The sequence below is a fragment of the Roseateles sp. genome (assembly GCF_965262435.1).
Taxonomy (GTDB): domain Bacteria; phylum Pseudomonadota; class Gammaproteobacteria; order Burkholderiales; family Burkholderiaceae_C; genus Paucibacter_A.
In genome coordinates, this window is sequence record NZ_OZ253537.1 from 2295561 (window position 1) to 2314364 (window position 18804).

Sequence of the window (18804 nt, forward strand, 5' to 3'; positions counted from 1 at the left end):
GAGTTAGACATCGATGGACACGATCTTGCGGATCACCAGCACGCCGAAGAATTCGAGCAGGGCGATCACCACCAGGGCCACCCAGCCTGTGGGCGTGGTGAACATCAGGTGCATGGCTGCGGGTTCGAGCTTGTTGAGTGCGAACATCAGCAGCAAGGGCAGGGCGCCCACCACCCAGGCCTGCAGCTTGCCTTGAGCGGTCAGCGAGCGGATCTTGTCCTCCATGGCCAGCTTCTGGCGCAGGGTCTGCGAGGCGCGCTCCAGGGTCTCGGCCAGCTGCCCGCCGGTTTCGCTGGCAATGCGCATGGCCGACACGGTCAGCGTCATCGACTGCAGGGGCACGCGCTGGTTGAGGTTCTCCAGCGCCGTGTCCATGCTGACGCCCAGGCGCTGTTCGCGCAGCAGCAGGTCGAACTCCTGAGAGATGGGCGGCAGCGCCTCGCGCACCAGCTGCTGGATGCCTTGCGACAGGCTGACCCCGGCCTTCAGCGCACCGGCCAGCATCTGCAGCGCGTCGGGCAGCTGCTGCTCCAGCTTGTGGATGCGTCGCTGGCGCAGCCAGCGCAGGGTGAAACGCGGCGCCCAGGCCGTCAGCAAGGCGACGATCAGTGGCGTCACCGGGTCGCGGGTCAGGCCCCAGGTCAGGGCGCTGAGGAGCAGGATCAGCGCGATGTTGATGACGAAGAGGCGCGAGGGGTCGATGAAGAGAAACAGCTCACCCAGGCCGACATGGGCGCGCTCGGTGAACAGGCGTCGGTAGCGGGCCAGGCCGTTGGAGGCGAGGTCGACCACCGACCAGACCAGAATGAAAATGGCCAGGGCCACCACCAGGGCCACGATGGTGGCCACCGTGCTGGTGCTCAGTCCGGCGGCGACCGGGCCGCTCATGCCGCCCTCCGGTTGAACAGGCTGAGGTCGAACTCCACGCCCTGCTCGCGCAGCTGGTCGAAAAAGGTCGGCACCGCGTCACAACCGACGAAATCACCTTGCACCCGGCCATCTGGGCCGTAGCCGCGGGCCTCGTAGCGGAACAGCTCCTGCAGCTGGATCTTGCCGTTCTCCATGCCGGAGAGCTCGGTGATGCTGGTCACCTTGCGCGAGCCGCAGGCGAAGCGGGTCTGCTGGACGATGATGTCCACGGCCGAGGTGATCTGGTCGCGAATGGCGCTGATGGGCAGGTCCATGCCCGCCATCAGCACCAGGGTTTCCAAGCGCGCCAGCGCATCGCGCGGGGTGTTGGCGTGCAGGGTGGTCAGCGAGCCTTCGTGGCCGGTGTTCATGGCCTGCAGCATGTCCAGGGCCTCGCCGCCCCGGCATTCGCCGACGACGATGCGGTCGGGCCGCATGCGCAGCGAGTTCTTGACCAGATCGCGGATGCTGATGGCACCGCGCCCCTCGACGTTGGACGGGCGCGACTCCAGCGACACCAGATGCGTGTGGTTCAGACGCAGCTCGGCCGCGTCTTCGATGGTGATGATGCGTTCGCCGTCCGGGATGAAGTTGGACAGCACATTGAGCAAGGTGGTCTTGCCCGAGCCCGTGCCGCCGGAGACGATCAGGTTCTTGCGCTGGTGCACGCAGAGCTGGAGAAAGCGCGCCATGGGGTCGGACAGCGAGCCGTAGCCGACCAGGTCGTCGCCGTTCAGGCGCTTCTTCGAGAACTTACGGATGGTGATGGCCGGGCCTTTAAGGGCCAGCGGCGGGATGATGGCGTTGACCCGCGAGCCGTCTTTCAGGCGCGCGTCGACCAGGGGCGAGCTTTCGTCGATGCGCCGACCCAGCGGCGCGACGATGCGCTCGATCACGCCCAGCACGGCCCGGTCGCTGGTGAAGGCCAGCGGGTAGCGCTGCAGGCGGCCCTGGCGTTCGATGAAGATCTCGTCGGCCCGGTTGACCATGATTTCGCTGACGCTGGGGTCGGCCAGCAGGTCTTCCAGCGGCCCCAGGCCCACGGCTTCATCCAGCACTTCTTTGCGCAGCGCTTCGCGGTCGATCTCGGGCGGCAGTTCGCCGAAGCGATCGAGGATCTCGCGCACCAGTTTTTCGGTCTCCTGGCGCAGCTCGGCGTCGCTCATGCGGCTGAGGTCGCGACGGCGCAGGTCGATGGTGTCCAGCAGTTGCTCGTGCACCCGTTGGCGCCAGGGGTGGCGCGCTTGCACGGCGCTGAAGTCCTGCTCCGGGTCTGCGGCGCGCCCGGCCGACACTCCGGCGCTTGTCGGGCTGGCCGCGCGCAGCGGTGTCGGGGCTTGTGGCTTGTTTCGTGAGGGGTCGCCTGCGGTTCGGTCGCTTTGTGGGTCTGTGTGTTGCGTGCTCTGCGCGTCTTGCCACTGGCCGACAGGCGAGGGTGGGTTCAAGGGTGAACGCGCTGATGGCGCTTGCATGCTGGCGCGCCCCGCGGGCTCGCCTTGCCGCGCTTCCTGTGCATGCTCCTCCTCGCGAAAGCGCAGCACATAGCCGCCGATGCGCACTTGGTCGGCAAAGGTGACGGGCCCATAGCGCACGATGCGGGCGCCGTTCACCTGCGTGCCGCTGAACTGGCCCAGGTCTTCCAGCATCCAGCCCTGCGGGCCTTCGAGCAAGCGGGCATGGCTGCGTCCAACCCGCCAGCCGGACAGTGGCAGCTCGCTGTTCTTGTCGCGGCCGATGCGCAGCTCGCTGCCGCTGTGGCGCAGCTCGCGGGTCTCGCCGTCGCTGTCGGTGATCTGAATGCTCAGGTGTCCCATGTCGGTGTTCTCTTGTGCTGCGTTCGTGGCGTGATCGGGCTCAGGGCGTGGCCGTGGCCAACACCGGCAGCAGCCATTGCGACAGCACCCAGCCGCGCTGCAAGACCTGACCCTGCTGCAGCTGCACTGCCATCCAGGCGCCTTGGGCGGGCAGGTCCAGGGCTTGCACCTGGTCGCCGCGGTAGGCGCGTGTCAGCACGCCGGCGTTCACGTCGGGCGTCAGGCGCAGGGCCAGCTTTTCGCTCTGCACCACGTAGGGCTTGCGGCTGGCGTCCAGTGCGGCGCGGCTGAGCAGAGCCGGCTGCGGCAGCGGGCCCAGGCTGGGCGCGGCCGTGCGGGCGGCCGAGGGCAGGGCGGGCGCGGCCGGCTTGATGCCGGGGCCAGAGCCTGCACTCTGTTGCCAGGGCGCCAGCGCCTGTTCGGGCAGCCAGCCCTGCAGCTGGCCGACCCGCACCGGGATCCAGCGCTGGCCGGCTTCGAGCTGGGCGTCTTGCGCCTGCAGCGTCACGGTCGCGCCGGCTTCCAGCACCAGCAGGCCTGGCGCGGCGGCGCTGGGCCGGCTGCGCAGGGTCTGCTGCGGCCGCGTCACGCGCAGCAGGGCGCCCTCTTCGGCGCGGCTGATGACGGGCGCCGGGACGCTTGCCTGGGGAGTTGTGAGCTCAGTTGCGGCGGCACTCGACGCGGGTTCCGTGGGTGCAAATGCTGATGCCGCGCCCGGCCGTGGCTGGTCATAAGACAGCGCCGGCTGCAGCGGCTCACTCAGATAGGGCGAGGGCCCCATGCGCTGCTCCAGGCGCTCGGTGGTGCGCTCGATGCGCGCGCGGTTGAAGCTGGACTCCGGGGTGACCAGGCTGGGGGTGACAAAGACCACCAGCTCCGTCTCCTTGTTCTGGTAGCGCTTGGAGCGGAACAGGGCGCCGAGCACCGGGATGTCGCCCAGCAGCGGCACCTTGTCCACATCGTTCGAACTCTCGCGCTGCAGCAGGCCCGAGAGCACGATGGTTTCGCCGCCGCGCACATTGAATTCGGTCTCGGTCCGGCGCGTCAGCAGGGCCGGGCCGCCGAGGGTGGAGACCGAGCGGTCGATGCTGCTGACCTCGGATTCGATGGTGGCGCGGATATTGCCGCGCGTGTCGACCTTGGGCTGCACCGTCAGTTTGACGCCATAGGTCTTGAACTGGATGAACACGCCTTCCCGCGTGGACACGGCATAAGGAATCTCGCCGCCGGCCACAAAGCTGGCGCGTGAACCATTGCGCGCCGACAGCTGCGGCTCGGCCAGCACGCTGGCACGGCCTTCCTGGGCGAGCAGATTGAGCTGGGCGTTCAGGCCCAGATTGACGCCGCTGAGCACGTTCAAGGCCGAAGGCAGCAGGACCGCACCGCCTTCGGGGTTGCTGATGGGCAGGGCATTGCCGGTGCCGTTGCTGGCCGGGATGTTGACTTGGTAGGGGCCATCTTGCCCGCGTCGGATCGGTGACCAGATCGCGCCCAGCGCCGCACCGCCCGCCGAGCTCCACTTCAGCCCGGTCTCGCGCAGCATGGTGCTGGGGAACTCGACCACCTTGACATCGAAGGCCACCATCTGCTCCCAACCGACCCGGTTGGTGAAGTTGACGATCTGCGGGTAGCGCTTGGCGAGCTCATCGATCTTGGCCAGGTCGTTGTCGGACAGCTGGTCGCCCTCGACGATGATGTTGCTGCCCACGACCGAGGCTTTGGCGTTGGGGATGCCGGCCAGAAAGGCGGCGATCTCGCGTGCATAACGCGAGGTGTCGCCGGGCACGATATTGATCTTGACCCGCTGGTAGCGGCCATCGGCGTTCCAGATGAAGAGCGAAGAAGTGCCGACGCCGTTGGCGAACAGGATCACCTCCTTCTCGTCGAGCGCGGCGGCCGACATCAGGCTGCCATTGCCCACCGCAATGCGGGCCACGCCGGGTGCGGGGAAGACCCGTGATTCGCCTACAAACATCTCGATCTCGGCCATATGGCCCGAGTCCGCGGTGTTCTTGACCGGCTCGTAGGGCGCTGGGTTGAGCGCCGTCTTGTTCGGCTTGCTTGGCTTGGGTGCTGGCGAGCTGGGCTTGAGCTGCTCGCCATAGCCGTTGCCGCTGGCGGGCGGCGGTGCACCTGCCTTGTTGTTGCGGGGCTCGGTGGCCGGCGTTGTGGCCGCCGTGTTGGTTTGGGCGTGCAGGGGCCAGGACTGCAGGCTCAGGCCCAAGGCCAGACTCAGGCACAGGGGGGCGCGCAAGCCTTGCGGCTGCCGGCGCGGGCGGGCGATGTGGGGCGAGGGCATGGCGGGCGCGTCGGGTCGGGGCTGAGGGAGCGAGGGGATGGGAGAGAGCGGGGTCGTCATGGCTTGCTGGCCCCGTCGGGTTTGGTGGGCACCAGCGCGTTCAGGGCGCGCTGCGCTTCAGCGCCCTGACTCGCGCCTCGGCCGCCGTAGAGGACTGGAACGCTGGAGTCGGCGCCGCTGTCGTTCAGGCCCAGCAGGCTCAGGGCATCCAGGCGGCTACTGGGCAGCACCGTGCTGTCGCCTGGGCTGCGCAGCATGGCCGCGAGCTTGCCCACTTCGCGCGCTGCGAGCACGCGGCGGGCGTCTTCTGGGGCGGCATCGAGGGTGATGGTCGAGAACGAGTTCTTGCTGCCCTCCTTGCCGTCGGCCGACACCGCCGCCTGCGAGCCGGTGGCCAGCACGGTCACGTTCTGCAGCAGGGGGAAGAGGTAGCTCTTGCCCTCCTTCTTGGCCGAGACCATCAGGTCGATGCGGTCACCGGGCTGCAGCAGGCCCGAGATCGAGTTGACTTCGTCGACCGGCACCGTGATCGCGCGGCGACCATTGGGCAGGCGGGTGGAAAAGGCGGGCGGTCGCTGGCCTTCCAGCATGGACCACAGCAGCATCTCGCCGCGCACCGCCGGGTAGGCCAGGGCCTGGCCTTCGATGCGATCGAACTGCGCCGGGGTCAGTGCATTCGAGTGCGCCCACATGCTGGGCACTTCGCGCACCGCCACCACCTCGGGCGACAGGATGGCGCCCTTGACCAGATCACTCTTGGGCACCAGCACCTGCACCGTGGACTGCGCTTTGCTGCGCTCCTCGACCTCGGCCACATGCTGCTCGATATAGCGCTTGACGCCAAACGCGGACAAACCACCCAGGCCCAAAGCCACGATCAGCAGCACCCAACTTCTTTGAATTCGCAATCTCATGGCGTCCTCAGATCGGCAGCGCGATCGCGCCCATGAACTTGCTGAAAGCGGTCTTGATGGCCTTCAGCATCAAGGCGACGACCGATGACGAGCCGTCGATGGGCATGGCCATCAAGGCGGTGGCGATGGCGGCGATCACCAGGGTTTCGACCATGGACTGGCCGGCCTGGCGAAGGCCTCGTGCTGCAAACTTCATGGGCGTACTCCCTGGGTTCTTTGAATGACGATCAGTCGTGCATCGCCGCTGTCGACGATGCTGACCATGGCTTCTTCCTGTGCGCCTTGCAGCCAGATCACACGCCGGCCGGGCACGGGCCGGGTTTGGCCGGGCTGCTCGCGCGCGTGCAGGCCGAGCTGTTGGGCCTGGCGCAACAGGTGGGCCTGGTTGGCATCGAGGCCGAGCTGGTTGCTGGCGCTCAGCATCAGGCTGCGGCGGCCGTCGTCGCGCGACTCCAGGGTCTGCAGCAACTGGCTGTTGGCTGGCAGCAGGCGCTCGGTGTCGATCTGTACTTTGCTGCGGCCCTGCGGCGCTTCGACGCGGCTGCTCATGATGGTGGCCTGCACCTGCTCGCCGCGGCCGGCCCGCAGTTGCACGGTGTGGAAGAACGAGCCCTCGCGCCCGGCCACGACCGTGGCGCCCTGCACCTGATTGACCACATGCTGAGGGCCCAGTCGCTGCTTGACGTACTTCAGCGCGGCATCCATGCCCTCGGGCAGCGCCAGGCGCTGCATGCGGCTGCGCCGGCCATTCAGCACCATGTCCTCGGCCAGCATCTGTGCCGGCGCGCCGTCGGGCGAAGCCCAGCGGGGCCAGTCATCGGCGGCTGCCAGGGCCTGGCCATGAGGCAGCAGCGCCAGGAGTGGCAGCAGCGCGAGCAGCAGCACCAGGCGTCGCATCAACTCAAAGCCGTGCAAGTACTGGGGCATTTCAGCAGCCTCCGATCAGGCGGTCGCAGGGCACCAGGTCCCAGTCGAAGTTGCCCAGCTTTAACGCCGGGTCGAAGACCAGAGTCGGTGTCTGCCCGAGCGCATCGATCAGGCCCGAGACTTGGCCCATGGGATAGAGCAGGGCGGCGTCTTCGATGCGGCTGCGCACCATGGCCGGGTTGCGCGCGGTCCAGGCGTCGGCCAGCAGCACGGTGCGGCGGGTGCTGGCCAGATTGATGGTGTCGAAAGGCGCAAAGCTGTCGACATTGGCGATCTTGATGGTGACCTGGCCCTGGTACCAGTTCTGGTCCGGGAGCTTGAGCGAATCGGCGGCGAGCCTGGCGGCGGCGATCGCGTTCTTACCCTGCACCTGGGTGTCGACCTTGACGTCGTCAGCAAAGCTCGCCAGCAAGGGCCGCCCGGCGTGGTCGGTCCACATCGGGTTGCGGTGGGCGCTGAAGTCGCCAGCGGTGTCGCCGGTCTTGATCGGGGCGTCGGAGTTGCTGAAGAAGCGCCGGCGCACTTCCGCGCTCAGCTCGGCATCGCTCTTCCAGGCACTGCTGCTGTTGCGGGCGGCGCCTTCGAAGGCGACATAGCGGCTGGCGCTTTCATTGGCTTGCATCATGTCCAGCAACTTGCCCAGCAAGGGCAGGGCAATGAACATGGGCAGCAGCACCAGGCAAGCCACGGCGAACTCGACCGTGGCCTGGCCCACTTGCGAGCGGCGGCGCGCTGCCGGCGCAGGCTTCGAGCAACCCGGCTTGTGGCTGAAGCTCATGGTTGTGCCTCCCTGTTGCTGACCGGGCCGGGTTTGAAAGTGATGCCGGCGGGCACTTCGAACACGGCGGCGTCCATGCGCGCCCGAGGCAGCAGCTGCAGCGTCTCTGTCCAGCGCAGGCGCTGGCCCGCCTGCGGGCCTTGCAACTGGAAGACCGACTGCGCCAGCTGCCGCCCGTGCAGGGTCTCGGGCAGGCCCGGCGCGGGCTGAATCAGGCAGGTCTCGGTGCGGCTGTTGCCCCGCTCGATACGGCGGAGCTGGCAACGCTGGCCAGCCAGCTCACGGCTGCCTGCCACCGCGCCGTACAAGGTTTGCAAGGTCGGCTCGGCCGGCGCCGCCAGTGCGGTGGTTCCAGCCGGCCCGCGTGAGTGGCGGCCGCTGCCCGAAGCCAGCGTGAGCTGCCAGCGTTCGGTGCTGGCGCCCTGGCTGCGCTCCAGATAGAGGCTGTGTTCGCTGACCTTGCGGTAGTGGCAGGCGCAGGGGCCGTCTGCTTTCAGATCGGCCTCGGTGCAGGCAACATGCTCCTTCTCGCTGTAGCTGGCGCTTTGCTTGCCGTCGGCGCTGCTGTAGCGCCGGACTTCAAATTTCAGCGGCTCCTCGCTGCCCGGCGCAAAGCGCGGCATCCGAGCCGGGCCACCGGCGGCCTGCGCTGCCCGGCAACTGGCCTCCAGCGTGGCCCGGCTCAGCACATTGAACATTTCGCCCTGGCTGTGTGCGTAGACCCCCTCGACCTGGCGCTGCAAGGGCTTCAGGTCGAAGCCTGGTGGCAGCGGCGCGTCCTGGCGCGGTTCCGGCTCGGCATGCAGCACGGCGGTGGGGCAAGCCAAAGCGGCGGCCACGGCGATGCGGGCGATCAAGCGTGTGATGGCTTCGCAGTTCATGGCAGGGCCAAGCCTCCTTGTTTGGTGGCGGCGTAGACCTTGTCGCCAGCCGTGGGCGCAACGAGGCGGACGCGCCAGTAGGGGTTGTAGAGGCTGGCGATCTCGGACTTGCCGTCCGCCCGTGCGGCGATGCGATCGAAGAACACCTCGGCCCGTGACAAGGCCATCAGCTGGCCACCGGCCGGCTTGTCGTTGAACAGGGCCAGGTCGCCGGCCGGCTTGGCCTGGGCGGCGCCGCCCGAGGTCATCAGAGCCGCTTGCGACTTGGACACCAGCAGGGTCAGGTGGGTGCTGCGCTCGGCCTTGGGGTCGAGGTCGCGAAGGTCACGGCTGGTCGGGATGCCGCTGAACTTGTAGATCAAGGGCTCGCGCATATCGCTGTCGGCGATGCCCGCCGTGCGGCCGTTCTCGCCATAGGCATTGCCATGGTGGCCGCGGCCGGCATCGCCGCCGCCGGCGTTGACATTGACGGCGCCCCAGCCGATGGGGGTTTGGATGTCGTCGCACCAGCTCAGCTTGAGCTTGCCGCAGCCGAAGCGCCGGCCGTGCAGCTCGAGCGTGTCGACGGCGCGCCATTCGTCGAAGCCGATCAGCTCGGTGCCACCGCGCTTCTTCAGCGCGCCGTCGCGCCGGAGCAGGGGGATGTCGAAGGAGTCGATGGTCCAGTTGCGCTCGCGCGTGAAGGGGTCGCGTGAGCGGCTGGTGACATCGGCGAAGCGGGTCCGCTCCTGGCCTGAGTAGGCCTTGGTGAAACGGTCAAAGCCATGCGAGGTCAGGATCAGCTCGGCCTTCAAAGCAGGGTCCATTTGCTGGACCAGGTCGTTGGCGATCTGCTGCTGCCGGATGCCCGCCGTCAAATTGACCTGGATGGCGCTCTGGGTCAGCGACAGGGTTTGGACGATGGCATCGTGGACGGTGATGATGGGACCGATGCCGTAATCGACGACATAGTCGGCCAGCTCTTCGGCCGTCATGCCGAGGTAGCTCACGCCGTACTTGGCGGCGGCGAAGGTGGCGGAGATCTGCAGCGCCTGGAGATCGGGCTGCAACATGAAGGTGATGTCGCCCATGGTGCCGGGAATGTTGTCGGTGGCGCTGGCGAAGTAGCGCAGCCAGGAGGCCATGCTGACCATCTGGGCGATCACGATCTCGTTGGCCACCATGGCGCGGTTCAGATACGCGTCGACATTGAGCGCCCGTGCTTCGACCACGCCGGCGCTGTAGGCGGCGGCATCGGCGGCGTTGGTGACGCGCATTTTTTCCGTCACGGTCTGGCCGGTGTTGACCAGAAAGTACAGCAGGCCGGCAGTGATCAGCAGCAAGCCGAGGCTGGCCATCAGGATCTGGCCGGTCTGGGCGCGCACACGCAGCGCCTGAGCCGCGCGGCCCACAGGGCGGCGTGAGGCTGCGGCCACGGCCGCCAGCAGGGCCAGCCCGGCCAGGCTCAGGGCCAGGGCCTCGCCCCAGCGGGCGTAGGGCGTCAGGCCCTGGCGCGGCAGCAGAACGGCACGTTCACCCACGATGGGCACCAGGCTGCCGCGGTGATCGAGCGCCAAGCCATCGCCGAGGTCGCTGCTGCGCAGCAAGGGCTTTTGGTGCTCCAGGGCGCGTGCCTGGGCCATTTGCTGGAACTGCCGCCGCTGCTGAGCCGCTGGGTGGCTGCTGTCGCTGGAGATGTTGATCAGGACATCGGCCTCGGCCGCCGCCTCACGCCATTGCTCAGCAAAAGCAAGCTCGAAGCAAAAGGACACGGCGGCGCGGTGGCCGGCCACCGGCAGGCTGTGTTGACGAGGCGGCGCCGCTGCTGTGTCTTGCTGAGCACGCGGGCTCAGGCCTTGCAGCCAGGCGCGCAGAGGCCCCGCCGGAAAAGGGTTGAACTCGCCAAAGGGCAGGCGCTGGTGCTTGGCCAAGCTGTCCACGCCCGAGACGCCGAGGGCCAGGGCGCCGTTGTGCAAGCCCGGGCCCGCATCCGCTTGCAGGTACATGCCAAGCAGCAGGTCGGACTGGCCTTGCTCCAGGCTTTGCTGCAGCAGTTCGACAAAGCCCGGTGGCAGGGCTTGGGGGGTCTTCTCCAGGGCCAGCTGAGGGCTGATCAGCAGTTCGTTCTGCGCCTGAGCGGCGTGGTCCAGCAGCTGGCGTACGACAGCGGCACTTTGGCTGTGTGTGTTTGCTTCCGTGTCAGCGTCTGCAGTTGCGGTCGGCAGCTGCAGCAGGCGCACCTGCAGCGATTGTTCATTCCGTTGCTCGGTCCAGCTCAGCGGCTGGGCGGCCAGGCTCAGTGCCAGCAAGGCGAAGGCTGCGAAGGCGCCGCGCCGACGCCAGTGCGGCTGGCGCAGCACCAACATCAGCAGGCCGGCCAGCAGCCACATGGCAGCGCCTGCCAGAAGGCTGCCGCCCAGCGGTAACAGGGCGGCAAAAGGCCCTTGCGGAGCTTGCAGCACGCCCAGCCGCAGCCAGGGCATGGCCAGCGGGCCAAACGACAAAGCGAACTCTTGCACCATCCACAGCGCTGGCCATAGCAGCAGCCAGCGCTGCAGACCGGCACGCGCCAGACTGCCCAGCAGCAGGGCGCTCAAACCGCTTGCCAGCGCGTGGACAAGCGTGAAAACCAGCAGCGGCAGCAGCGCGTACACGCGCAGGGCGGGGTCCAGGCTGGCGGGCATGCTGCTCAGCCCGCTCAAGCCCAGACCGGCGCCAAAGGCTGCAGCCGCGCGGGCGAGCTGCCAAGGCGTCCGAGCCTGCGCGCTCCAGAGCAGGAGCAGCAAGGTCAGGCAGAGCTGGCCCGACAACCAGCCCCAACTCCAGCCGAAGCTGAGGCCAAGCAGCGCGCCGAGCACGGCGGAGCCGGCCGGCAAGATGCCGGGTCTCGATCCCATGGAACTCCCTCTCGACGCGGTGTTGGGTTTGCGGCCCGGCGCGCTGAGCGCGTGGGGCCTTGTGCGGGCTGGGCGGGTCGGCTGTGCCGATCTTTTGAGGCCTCGAAGACTGCCGGCGCGCGCGCTGATGAATCAGGCGGCGCGCGCGGGCAGAGGTGCTCAGTTGTTGGCTGCGTTGTTGGTGTAGGTGTCGAGGTTGCGCTTGACATTGGCCTCGGTGGCAGCCTTGGTGGCGGCGGCTTGGGCTTCGTCCTTGGCGGCTGTACCGTCTTGACCCGAGAGCTCCATGGAGATGGCAGCCGTCTGGCTGCGCAAGGTGTTGCCGAACAACTGATAGACGGCGATGGCGGCGATGGCGATCAGGGCCACGATGATGATGTACTCGGTCATGCCCTGACCTTGTTGGCGACGCTTGGCGATGGTGAACATGGAAGCTTTCCTCGATGAGTGGACCGTGGTGGTTTGAAGGTGTTCGGTCCAGGGCGACAGACTTCACCGAGCCTGGGCTCTTGCCGCGCGGGCGCTTGGCAAGAAGGGCAAGAAAAGTCTGATGGCCATCGCATGGCGTACATTGAGAAGTCAGCGCACGCTGTGGGTTAGGCTGTCTGCCTGGAGTCGAAGCGAGGCGCAGTATCCTGTGACTTTTCTCACATTTCCATCAAAAGCTACGAGTGCTTACGTTTGTTGCGGCTTGTTTGTTGGTGTAAGCGGCTGGGCTTGATGTGGGGGGAAGGGCCGCGCTGCTTTGGCCTTCCAGAAAGGCCAAGAGCCCGCAAGCTTTACAGCTTGCGGGCTCTTTGAGTGGCCTTCAACGTGATTGTGTCCGCGCGGAGTGAAGCCGTCTGCGGTGATTGGCTCAGCGCTCAGCTAACGAATCGCCCGCGCAGATAGGCGACGATGGCGCCCGATTCGCTCAGCCACTGCACGCGGCCCTGGGCATCGCTGATGCGCAGGCAGGGCACCTTGTAGGCGCCCGTGCCTTGCTTCAGCGCGCTGCGGTTGTCGCCTTCATGCTGGGCGTCCAAGAGTTGGATCGGCAAGGCCAGGGCATGGATCTCCTGCCGCACCTTGATGCAAAAGGGGCAGGTCTTGAATTGATACAGAGCCAGCTCCGTGCACTGACGGTCGACTTCAGCCTGGCGCTCGGCGCTGCGCTGCAGGGCGGCCGGGCGGGAGAGGCGCTCTTTCAGCAGCATGAACGGGCCCAGCACGATGCGCAGGGTGCGGAAGAACAAACGAATCAAGGTCTTCATGGGGTGGCTTCGCGTGAGAGAGAGGTGCAGCGGGCAAGAAAAAACCCCCAACATCTTGCGACGCTGGGGGTTGATCAATTTGGCTCCTCGACCTGGGCTCGAACCAGGGACCTACGGATTAACAGTCCGGCGCTCTACCGACTGAGCTATCGAGGAATTGTCTTTTCGGTACTTCTAATTTTCTGGTGTTGCAGCAGGCAATCCGAACTGCTGCAACGCTGAATTTCTGGCTCCTCGACCTGGGCTCGAACCAGGGACCTACGGATTAACAGTCCGGCGCTCTACCGACTGAGCTATCGAGGAACAGAGCCTCGCATTATAGGATGGATTTCTAGAGCTTTACAAGTGGAATTCCAAACTTGTTCGGAAAGTTCTTGGCGCCAGGGGGTAGAGGTAGGCGTGGTCGAACTGGAAGGGCGACTCTTTCCAGGCGCGCTTGTTGGCGATGTTGTCCACGCCGACGCGCCAGATCAGCAACTGCCGGCCCCAGCTCTGCTCGTAGCGGGCGCCGGCGTCGAAGCGGGTCCAGCCGGGGATGCTGAGGCTGTTGTCGCGCAGCACGGCGCGCGGGCCCTCAAACACCAGGCCGGCGTTCAGCTGCAGGCCGGCCAGCGCGGGCACATCCTGGCGCACATTCAAGCGCAGACTGTTCTCGGCCACGTTGACGGGCTTGAGGCCATTGACGCTGGCCACGCTGCTGTCGGCACGGCGGGCCTTGAGCTTCATGGCACTGGCCAGCAGGCCGCCTCCGGTCCACTTCAAGTCGGCCTGGGCTTCGAGGCCCTGGTGGCGGGCGATGCCGTCAGGGCGGCGCACGCAGCTGCCGGGCGTGCTGTCGCTGCACTCGCCGGTGTCTTCCCAGACCGGGCGGCTGATCTGGAAGGCATTGATCGACCAGTCCACCGCCTTGCTGCCGGCCTTGAGGCCGATCTCGCTCTGGCGGCTCTTGAGCGCCGGCAGGGCGCGGCCGGCCAGGTCGCCGTAGCGCTTGCGGTTGGGCGTGACTTCGCTTTCCACGCCTTCACCCCAGCTGGCGTAGGCCATCAGCTGCGGGTTGATGGCATAGCTCAGGCCCAGCCAGGGGGTGCTCAGGCTTTGGCTGTAGTCAGTGGGGCGTGAGCCATTGGTGCGCACGCTGCTGCGCTTCAGCTGGGTGTGGCGCAGGCCGGCCCAGGCTTGCAGCTCGGCGCTCAACTGCACTGCGTCGCGCAGCGAGAACTCGCGGCTGCGTTCGTCTCGCAAGGTGTTCTGGTCGGTCAGTGCCGGGTCGGCGGGGTTGACCGCGCTGCCGTCGATGCGGCCGGGGCCCACACCGTTGTAGGCCTGGGCCTGGGCGCGGCTTTTGTAATGGCTGATCAGGAAACCGGTGCTCAGCTGGTGGCGCAGCGGGCCGGTGTCGAAGCGGCCGCTTAGGCTCAGGTCCAGGGCTTCGCTGTTGCGGCGCTCGTTCTCGCTGCGGAAGTCGAACATATCGTACGTGCCGTCGCTGCAGTAGCGGTCGTAGTTGCCTTCCTTGTCGCAGCCGTAGGCGTAGGCCAGGCGGTCGTCGGTCTTGAGGCGCTGCACGGCCAGATGGGCTTGGGCGCTCCAGTCGGCGCTCAGGCGCTGCTGCAGGCGCAGCGAGGCGTGCTGGTTGTCAAACTCGACGGGCAGGGTCCAGCTCTGGTTGTTCAGATTGGTGCGCGGATCGAAGGCTTTGGCATCGGGCAGCTTGTTGCCCAAGAGGCTCATGCCCGGCTGGCTGGGCTGGCTGTGGCGGTTCAGTTCGAACTCGGCCTCGAGCAGGGTGCCCGGCTGCACGCGCCACTCGCCGGCCACGGCCAGCAGCTGGCGCGTGCCCGTGGCATCGCGCAGCTGCGGATGCAGATCGGCCGCGGCGGCATTGACGCGCAGGCCGAACTCGCCGCTGCCGCCGAAGCGCTGGCTCCAGTCGATGGCCGCTTCAAAGGTACCGCGCTCGCTGAAGCCGCCGCTGAGGATGGTCTGTGCTTGCGCGGTCGGGCGCTTGACCACCAGGTTCACCAGGCCGCCGGGCGAGCTGGTGCCGGCCTGGATGCCGCTGCTGCCCTTGAGCACCTCGATGCTGCTCTTGTTGCCCAGGTCCAGCATGGTCTCGCCGTTGATGGGCAGGCCGTCGCGGCGGTAGTTGAAGCGGTTGTCCAGGTCGTAGCCGCGGATCTTCAGGTAGGAGATGTAGCCGGCGGCGTTGTAGGCAGCACCGACGCTGGCGTCCAGGGCGGTCAGGCCCGAGAGGGCCGAGATGCCGGCGTCCAGCAGGCGTTCCTGGCTGAACAGGCTGATCTGCAGCGGCAGCTTGGCCACCGGGGTCTCGCCGAAGCCGCCCACCTGGGCCGGCATCTCGGCCGTGCGGCCGCTGACCGAGACGGCGGGCAGGCTCTGCGCCTGGGCCAGGCTGCTGCCGAGCAGCAGGGCCAGGGCGGATGAAACAAGGCTCGGGCGCAGGGCCAGGGCAGGGCGGGGCGAAAGGAATGTGGGCATCGGGAACTGCAGTGAAGTCAAGAACAACAACAGACGCTGCAGGGCGGCAAGCCAGGGCGCCGCGGCAGGCCGCAGCGTGGGTGCTGCGAGCCGACGGGCTGTGCCTCAGATGCTTCCCTGCGCGAGGATTAACTCGTGCCGATCCGGAGATCGGCATGCCGGCCGGAGCCAGCGATCAGGTTCAAAGGGACTTTCTCAGCCGGCTTCCAGTTCAGAAAGCCAGCACCCCCAGCGAAGCGCGCATTCTAGCGTCGCGCCCGATTTGCGGTCTTTCCCGGGCTTGCTCTGGCTGCAGGCCGCGGGGACACTCGGGCCATGACGCTCCGTCCGGCGCCCAGCGCCCCGCCCAGTCTGCCATCCAGCCCTGTGCCCGAGCCGGTCGCGCCGGCCGTTTCGCATCCTGCCGATGCGCAGGCCGACCCGGCCTGGCTGCAGGCCCTCGACGAGCTGATCCTGGAGGAGCGCCAGGACGAGGCCCTGGAGAGCCTGCATCAGTGGCTGGCCCAGCCTGACTTGACGCCCGATCTGGTGCTGCGCCTGCAAGCCCGCGAGCTGCGCCTGCAGCTGCTCAATGGCTGCAGCCCGGCCGCGGCCGAGCAGGCCTATGCCTTGCTGGAGAGTGCGCAAAGCCTGGGCTCGGCCCGGGTCAGCGCCGATGCGCTGTGCAGCATGGCCCTGGTGCAAAGTGCCACCCGCTTGACTGCCGCCGCCATGCAGGCGGTGGGCCAGGCCGATGCCTTGTACGAGAGCATCGGCGATACGCGCTCGCGCCAGCTGGCCCGTCTGCTGCTGGCGCGGGTGCTGATGGCGGCCGAGATGTTTGTCGAGCTGATCCGCCAGTTCGAGCCCCTGCTCGAGGGCCCGGATGCCTGTGACGACCGGCCCGTTCAGGACGGCGAGATGCCGCCGCGCCTGCGCTGCGCCTTGCTGCTCTCGGTCGGCGCGGCGTATGCGAACGCCAACACCGAGCTGAGCGGCTCGGCCGAAGGCATCGATTCACGCCAGGCCATCCCGATCTACCGCCGCGCCCTGGCCCTGGCCGAGCTGATCGGCAGCCCGCCAACGCGAGTGCGCTGCCGCTTCAGTCTGGCCAATCTGATGATCTGGACCGGCCAGCTGGATGAGGCCGCCCAGCTGCTGCGCGAGGTGGAACAGCTGGCGGCGCAGCAGCCGCTGTCCCTGCTCAACCGCGCCCATCTGCGCCAGAACCAAGCCTTGCTGGCCTGGAAATCAGGCCGGGCCCGCGAGGCCCTGCTCATGTTCTGCGAGGTGCGGGCGATGTGTGAGCAGGGCGGCTTGCTCTTCCTGCTCGGGCGCGCCCTGCTGCGCCTGGCCGAATGCGCCGAGGACTGCGGCGATTTGGCCCAGGCCCTGGAGGCGCGCCAGGCCCAGGTGCAGCTGCTCGGCGCCAATCTGCGCGCCCAGCAGCAGAACTTCGGCCAGGGCATGCTGAGCCTGGTTCAGCATGCCCGCGTGGCGGCGCAAAACGAACTGCTGCAACGCCAGGGCAACAGCCTGGAGCAGGCCCTGGCCCAGCGCAATGGCGAGCTCAACGAGACCTTGAGCCGCCTGCGCGCCGAGATGTCAGTGCGGCGCGCGGCCGAGGCGGCCCTGACCGAAGCCCATGCCCAGCTGGAGCTCAAGGTCGCGCAGCGCACCCGCGAGCTGGAGCTGGCCATGCGCCGGCTGATGGAGCATGAAAAGCAGGCGGCGCTGAGCTATCTGGTGGCCGGTGTGGCCCATGAGCTGAACACGCCGCTGGGCAATGCCCTGCTGGCCACCAGCTCGGCCCAGGCCGGGCTGCAGGAATTCGGCCAGGCCTTCGAGGCCAACCGCTTGCGCCGTCAGGACGTGCAAGGCCTGCGCCAGAACCTGCAGGCCAATCTCGACATCGTCAGCCACGGCCTGGAGCGTGCCACCGTGCTGCTGCGCAATTTCAAAGCCCTGGCCTTGCAGGACAGCAGCGAAGAGGTCGAGTGGATGGACGCCGCCCAGGTCGCGCACAACACCTTGCAGGCCTTCACCGGCGCCCTGCGCGAGGCCGGCGTGACGCTTGATTTGAGCGGCTTGCAGCCGCTGCGCCTGCGCGGCCATGCGGCGGCGCTCAGCCAGGTGCTGGCCCAGCTGATCGAGAACGCGCTGCTGCATGCCTTCCAGGGCTGGAGCGGCGAGCGCCGCCTGAGCCTGCGCGGCCGGGCCCTGCCCGAAGGCCTGGAGCTGCGCGTCGCCGACAGCGGCCATGGCATCGCCCGCGAGCACCAGGCCCATGTCTTCGACCCCTTTTTCAGCACCCGCATGGGCCAGGGCGGATCGGGCCTGGGCCTCTACCTCGCGCAGCGCCTGGTGGTGCAGCGCCTGGGCGGTGAGCTGGCGCTGAACAGCGCGCCGGGCCGGGGGGCGGAGTTCATCATCCGCCTGCCCAGCTGATTTGCGCCCAGGCATGAAAAAGCCGCCTCGAGGGCGGCTTTTGTTTCGGTGATCGGCGAGCCCGGATCAGTCGAAGACCGGCGACTCGACGCCCAGAACTTTATGGAGCTTGGGGCTGGTGGTCGTGTACTGCAGATGCACGCGCTTGTCCGGATTGATGTAGGGCATGGAGCCGAAGGCAGCCAGAGCGCACTCATGGAAGCCCGAGAGGATCAGCTTCTTCTTGCCCGGATAGGTGTTCACATCACCGACGGCGAAGATGCCCGGCACGCTGGTCTGGAACTTTTCGGTGTCGACGACGATCTGCTTGCGCTCCAGGGCCAGGCCCCACTCGGCGATCGGGCCCAGCTTCGGGCTCAGGCCGAAGAACACCAACACCTGGTCGCAAGGCACGACGCGGGTCACGCCGTCACCGCCGGTGACCTTGAGGTTGGTCAGCTTGCCGTCGGCTTCGACGATGTCGCTGACCTGGCCGACTTCGAACTGCATCTCGTAGGCTTCGCAGAGCTCGCGCATCTTGGCCACGCTGGCCGGGGCGGCGCGGAAACCGTCGCGGCGGTGCAGCAGGATCACGCTCTCGGCCTTGTGGGCGCCGCCGTCCTCATTGCCGGCGCAGAAGTTCAGCGCCCAGTCCAGGGCCGAGTCGCCGCCGCCGATGATCACCAGATTCTTGCCGGCGAACTGCTCGGGGTTGCGCACGCGGTAGTGCAGCTGCGAACCTTCGTACTTGTCGATGCCGTCGACCTTGAGCGTTCGGGGCTGGAAGGAGCCCACGCCGCCGGCGATGAAGATGGTCTTGGTCAGGAAGCTGGTGCCCTTGCTGGTGGCGACGAAGAAGCGGCCATCGTCCTGCTTCAGCACGGTGGTCACTTCCTGGCCCAGATGGAAGGTCGCGCCGAAAGGCTCGATCTGCTTCATCAGGTTGTCAGTCAGCTCCTTGCCGGTGCAGATGGGCACGGCCGGGATGTCGTAGATCGGCTTATCCGGGTAGAGCTCGATGCACTGGCCACCGGGGTAGGCCAGGGAGTCGATGATGTGGGCCTTGACCTCGAGCAGACCCAGCTCGAAGACCTGGAACAGGCCCACCGGGCCAGCGCCGACGATGACGGCATCGGTCTCAATGGTGTCCGGGCCGGGTGCCAGGAGTTCGTCGGCGGGCGCGGTCGTGGTCTCTACGTTCACTTGGGGTTCCATTTCTTGGCCGGGCCCTCGTGGGGCCCTACGTCA

General features: G+C 67.4%; 14 protein-coding genes and 2 tRNA genes. 1 reads left to right on the plus strand and 15 read right to left on the minus strand.

Features of this window, described 5'->3' with window-relative positions:
* Nucleotides 1-3: 3 nt before the first annotated feature.
* The 14 genes from ACQY39_RS09885 to ACQY39_RS09950 all read right to left on the minus strand — a co-directional run bounded on the left by ACQY39_RS09885 (nt 4) and on the right by ACQY39_RS09950 (nt 15150).
* Complete coding sequence (locus ACQY39_RS09885; protein ID WP_428505734.1) at nt 4-888, minus strand: type II secretion system F family protein; 885 nt, start codon at nt 886-888, stop codon at nt 4-6.
* Nucleotides 885-2723, minus strand: a complete 1839-nt coding sequence (locus ACQY39_RS09890; RefSeq protein WP_428505736.1) for an ATPase, T2SS/T4P/T4SS family — start codon at nt 2721-2723, stop codon at nt 885-887. The genes ACQY39_RS09885 and ACQY39_RS09890 overlap by 4 nt, the downstream gene beginning before the upstream one ends.
* Before the next feature lie 40 nt (nt 2724-2763).
* The gene (locus ACQY39_RS09895; protein WP_428505738.1) at nt 2764-5022 is read right to left on the minus strand and encodes a type II and III secretion system protein family protein; all 2259 of its coding nucleotides are present in this window, start codon (nt 5020-5022) and stop codon (nt 2764-2766) included.
* A gap of 56 nt (nt 5023-5078) precedes the next feature.
* The gene (gene cpaB / locus ACQY39_RS09900; RefSeq protein ID WP_428505740.1) at nt 5079-5936 is read right to left on the minus strand and encodes a Flp pilus assembly protein CpaB; all 858 of its coding nucleotides are present in this window, start codon (nt 5934-5936) and stop codon (nt 5079-5081) included.
* A 7-nt stretch (nt 5937-5943) separates the two neighbouring features.
* Nucleotides 5944-6132, minus strand: a complete 189-nt coding sequence (locus ACQY39_RS09905) for a hypothetical protein (protein ID WP_428505742.1) — start codon at nt 6130-6132, stop codon at nt 5944-5946.
* On the minus strand, nt 6129-6863 hold the full coding sequence (locus ACQY39_RS09910) for a hypothetical protein (RefSeq protein WP_428505744.1): 735 nt from the start codon (nt 6861-6863) through the stop codon (nt 6129-6131). Before ACQY39_RS09910 ends, ACQY39_RS09905 begins: the two co-directional genes overlap by 4 nt.
* 1 nt (nt 6864) lies before the next feature.
* Complete coding sequence (locus ACQY39_RS09915; protein ID WP_428505746.1) at nt 6865-7641, minus strand: hypothetical protein; 777 nt, start codon at nt 7639-7641, stop codon at nt 6865-6867.
* The gene (locus ACQY39_RS09920) at nt 7638-8522 is read right to left on the minus strand and encodes a hypothetical protein (RefSeq protein ID WP_428505748.1); all 885 of its coding nucleotides are present in this window, start codon (nt 8520-8522) and stop codon (nt 7638-7640) included. Before ACQY39_RS09920 ends, ACQY39_RS09915 begins: the two co-directional genes overlap by 4 nt.
* Nucleotides 8519-11398, minus strand: coding sequence for an apolipoprotein N-acyltransferase (lnt, locus tag ACQY39_RS09925; protein WP_428505750.1), 2880 nt, complete (start codon nt 11396-11398; stop codon nt 8519-8521). Before lnt ends, ACQY39_RS09920 begins: the two co-directional genes overlap by 4 nt.
* A gap of 159 nt (nt 11399-11557) precedes the next feature.
* On the minus strand, nt 11558-11827 hold the full coding sequence (locus ACQY39_RS09930; RefSeq protein WP_428505752.1) for a hypothetical protein: 270 nt from the start codon (nt 11825-11827) through the stop codon (nt 11558-11560).
* A 434-nt stretch (nt 11828-12261) separates the two neighbouring features.
* Nucleotides 12262-12651, minus strand: coding sequence for a glutaredoxin family protein (locus tag ACQY39_RS09935; RefSeq protein ID WP_428505755.1), 390 nt, complete (start codon nt 12649-12651; stop codon nt 12262-12264).
* A gap of 80 nt (nt 12652-12731) precedes the next feature.
* Nucleotides 12732-12807 (minus strand) — tRNA-Asn (locus tag ACQY39_RS09940).
* Between the two features lie 71 nt (nt 12808-12878).
* Nucleotides 12879-12954, minus strand: a tRNA-Asn gene (locus ACQY39_RS09945).
* Nucleotides 12955-12990: 36 nt separating this feature from the next.
* Nucleotides 12991-15150 carry a TonB-dependent siderophore receptor gene (locus ACQY39_RS09950; RefSeq protein WP_428505757.1) on the minus strand — a complete coding sequence of 720 codons (2160 nt, stop codon included), beginning with the start codon at nt 15148-15150 and terminating at the stop codon, nt 12991-12993.
* 315 nt (nt 15151-15465) lie between these two features.
* On the opposite strand from ACQY39_RS09950, the gene ACQY39_RS09955 reads away from it, so the two are divergent.
* Entirely contained in the window at nt 15466-17577 is a 2112-nt protein-coding gene (locus ACQY39_RS09955; protein ID WP_428505759.1) for an ATP-binding protein, read from the plus strand.
* Nucleotides 17578-17643: 66 nt separating this feature from the next.
* On the opposite strand, the gene ACQY39_RS09960 is transcribed toward ACQY39_RS09955, so the two are convergent.
* On the minus strand, nt 17644-18771 hold the full coding sequence (locus ACQY39_RS09960; RefSeq protein WP_428505762.1) for an NAD(P)/FAD-dependent oxidoreductase: 1128 nt from the start codon (nt 18769-18771) through the stop codon (nt 17644-17646).
* Nucleotides 18772-18804: the final 33 nt, after the last annotated feature.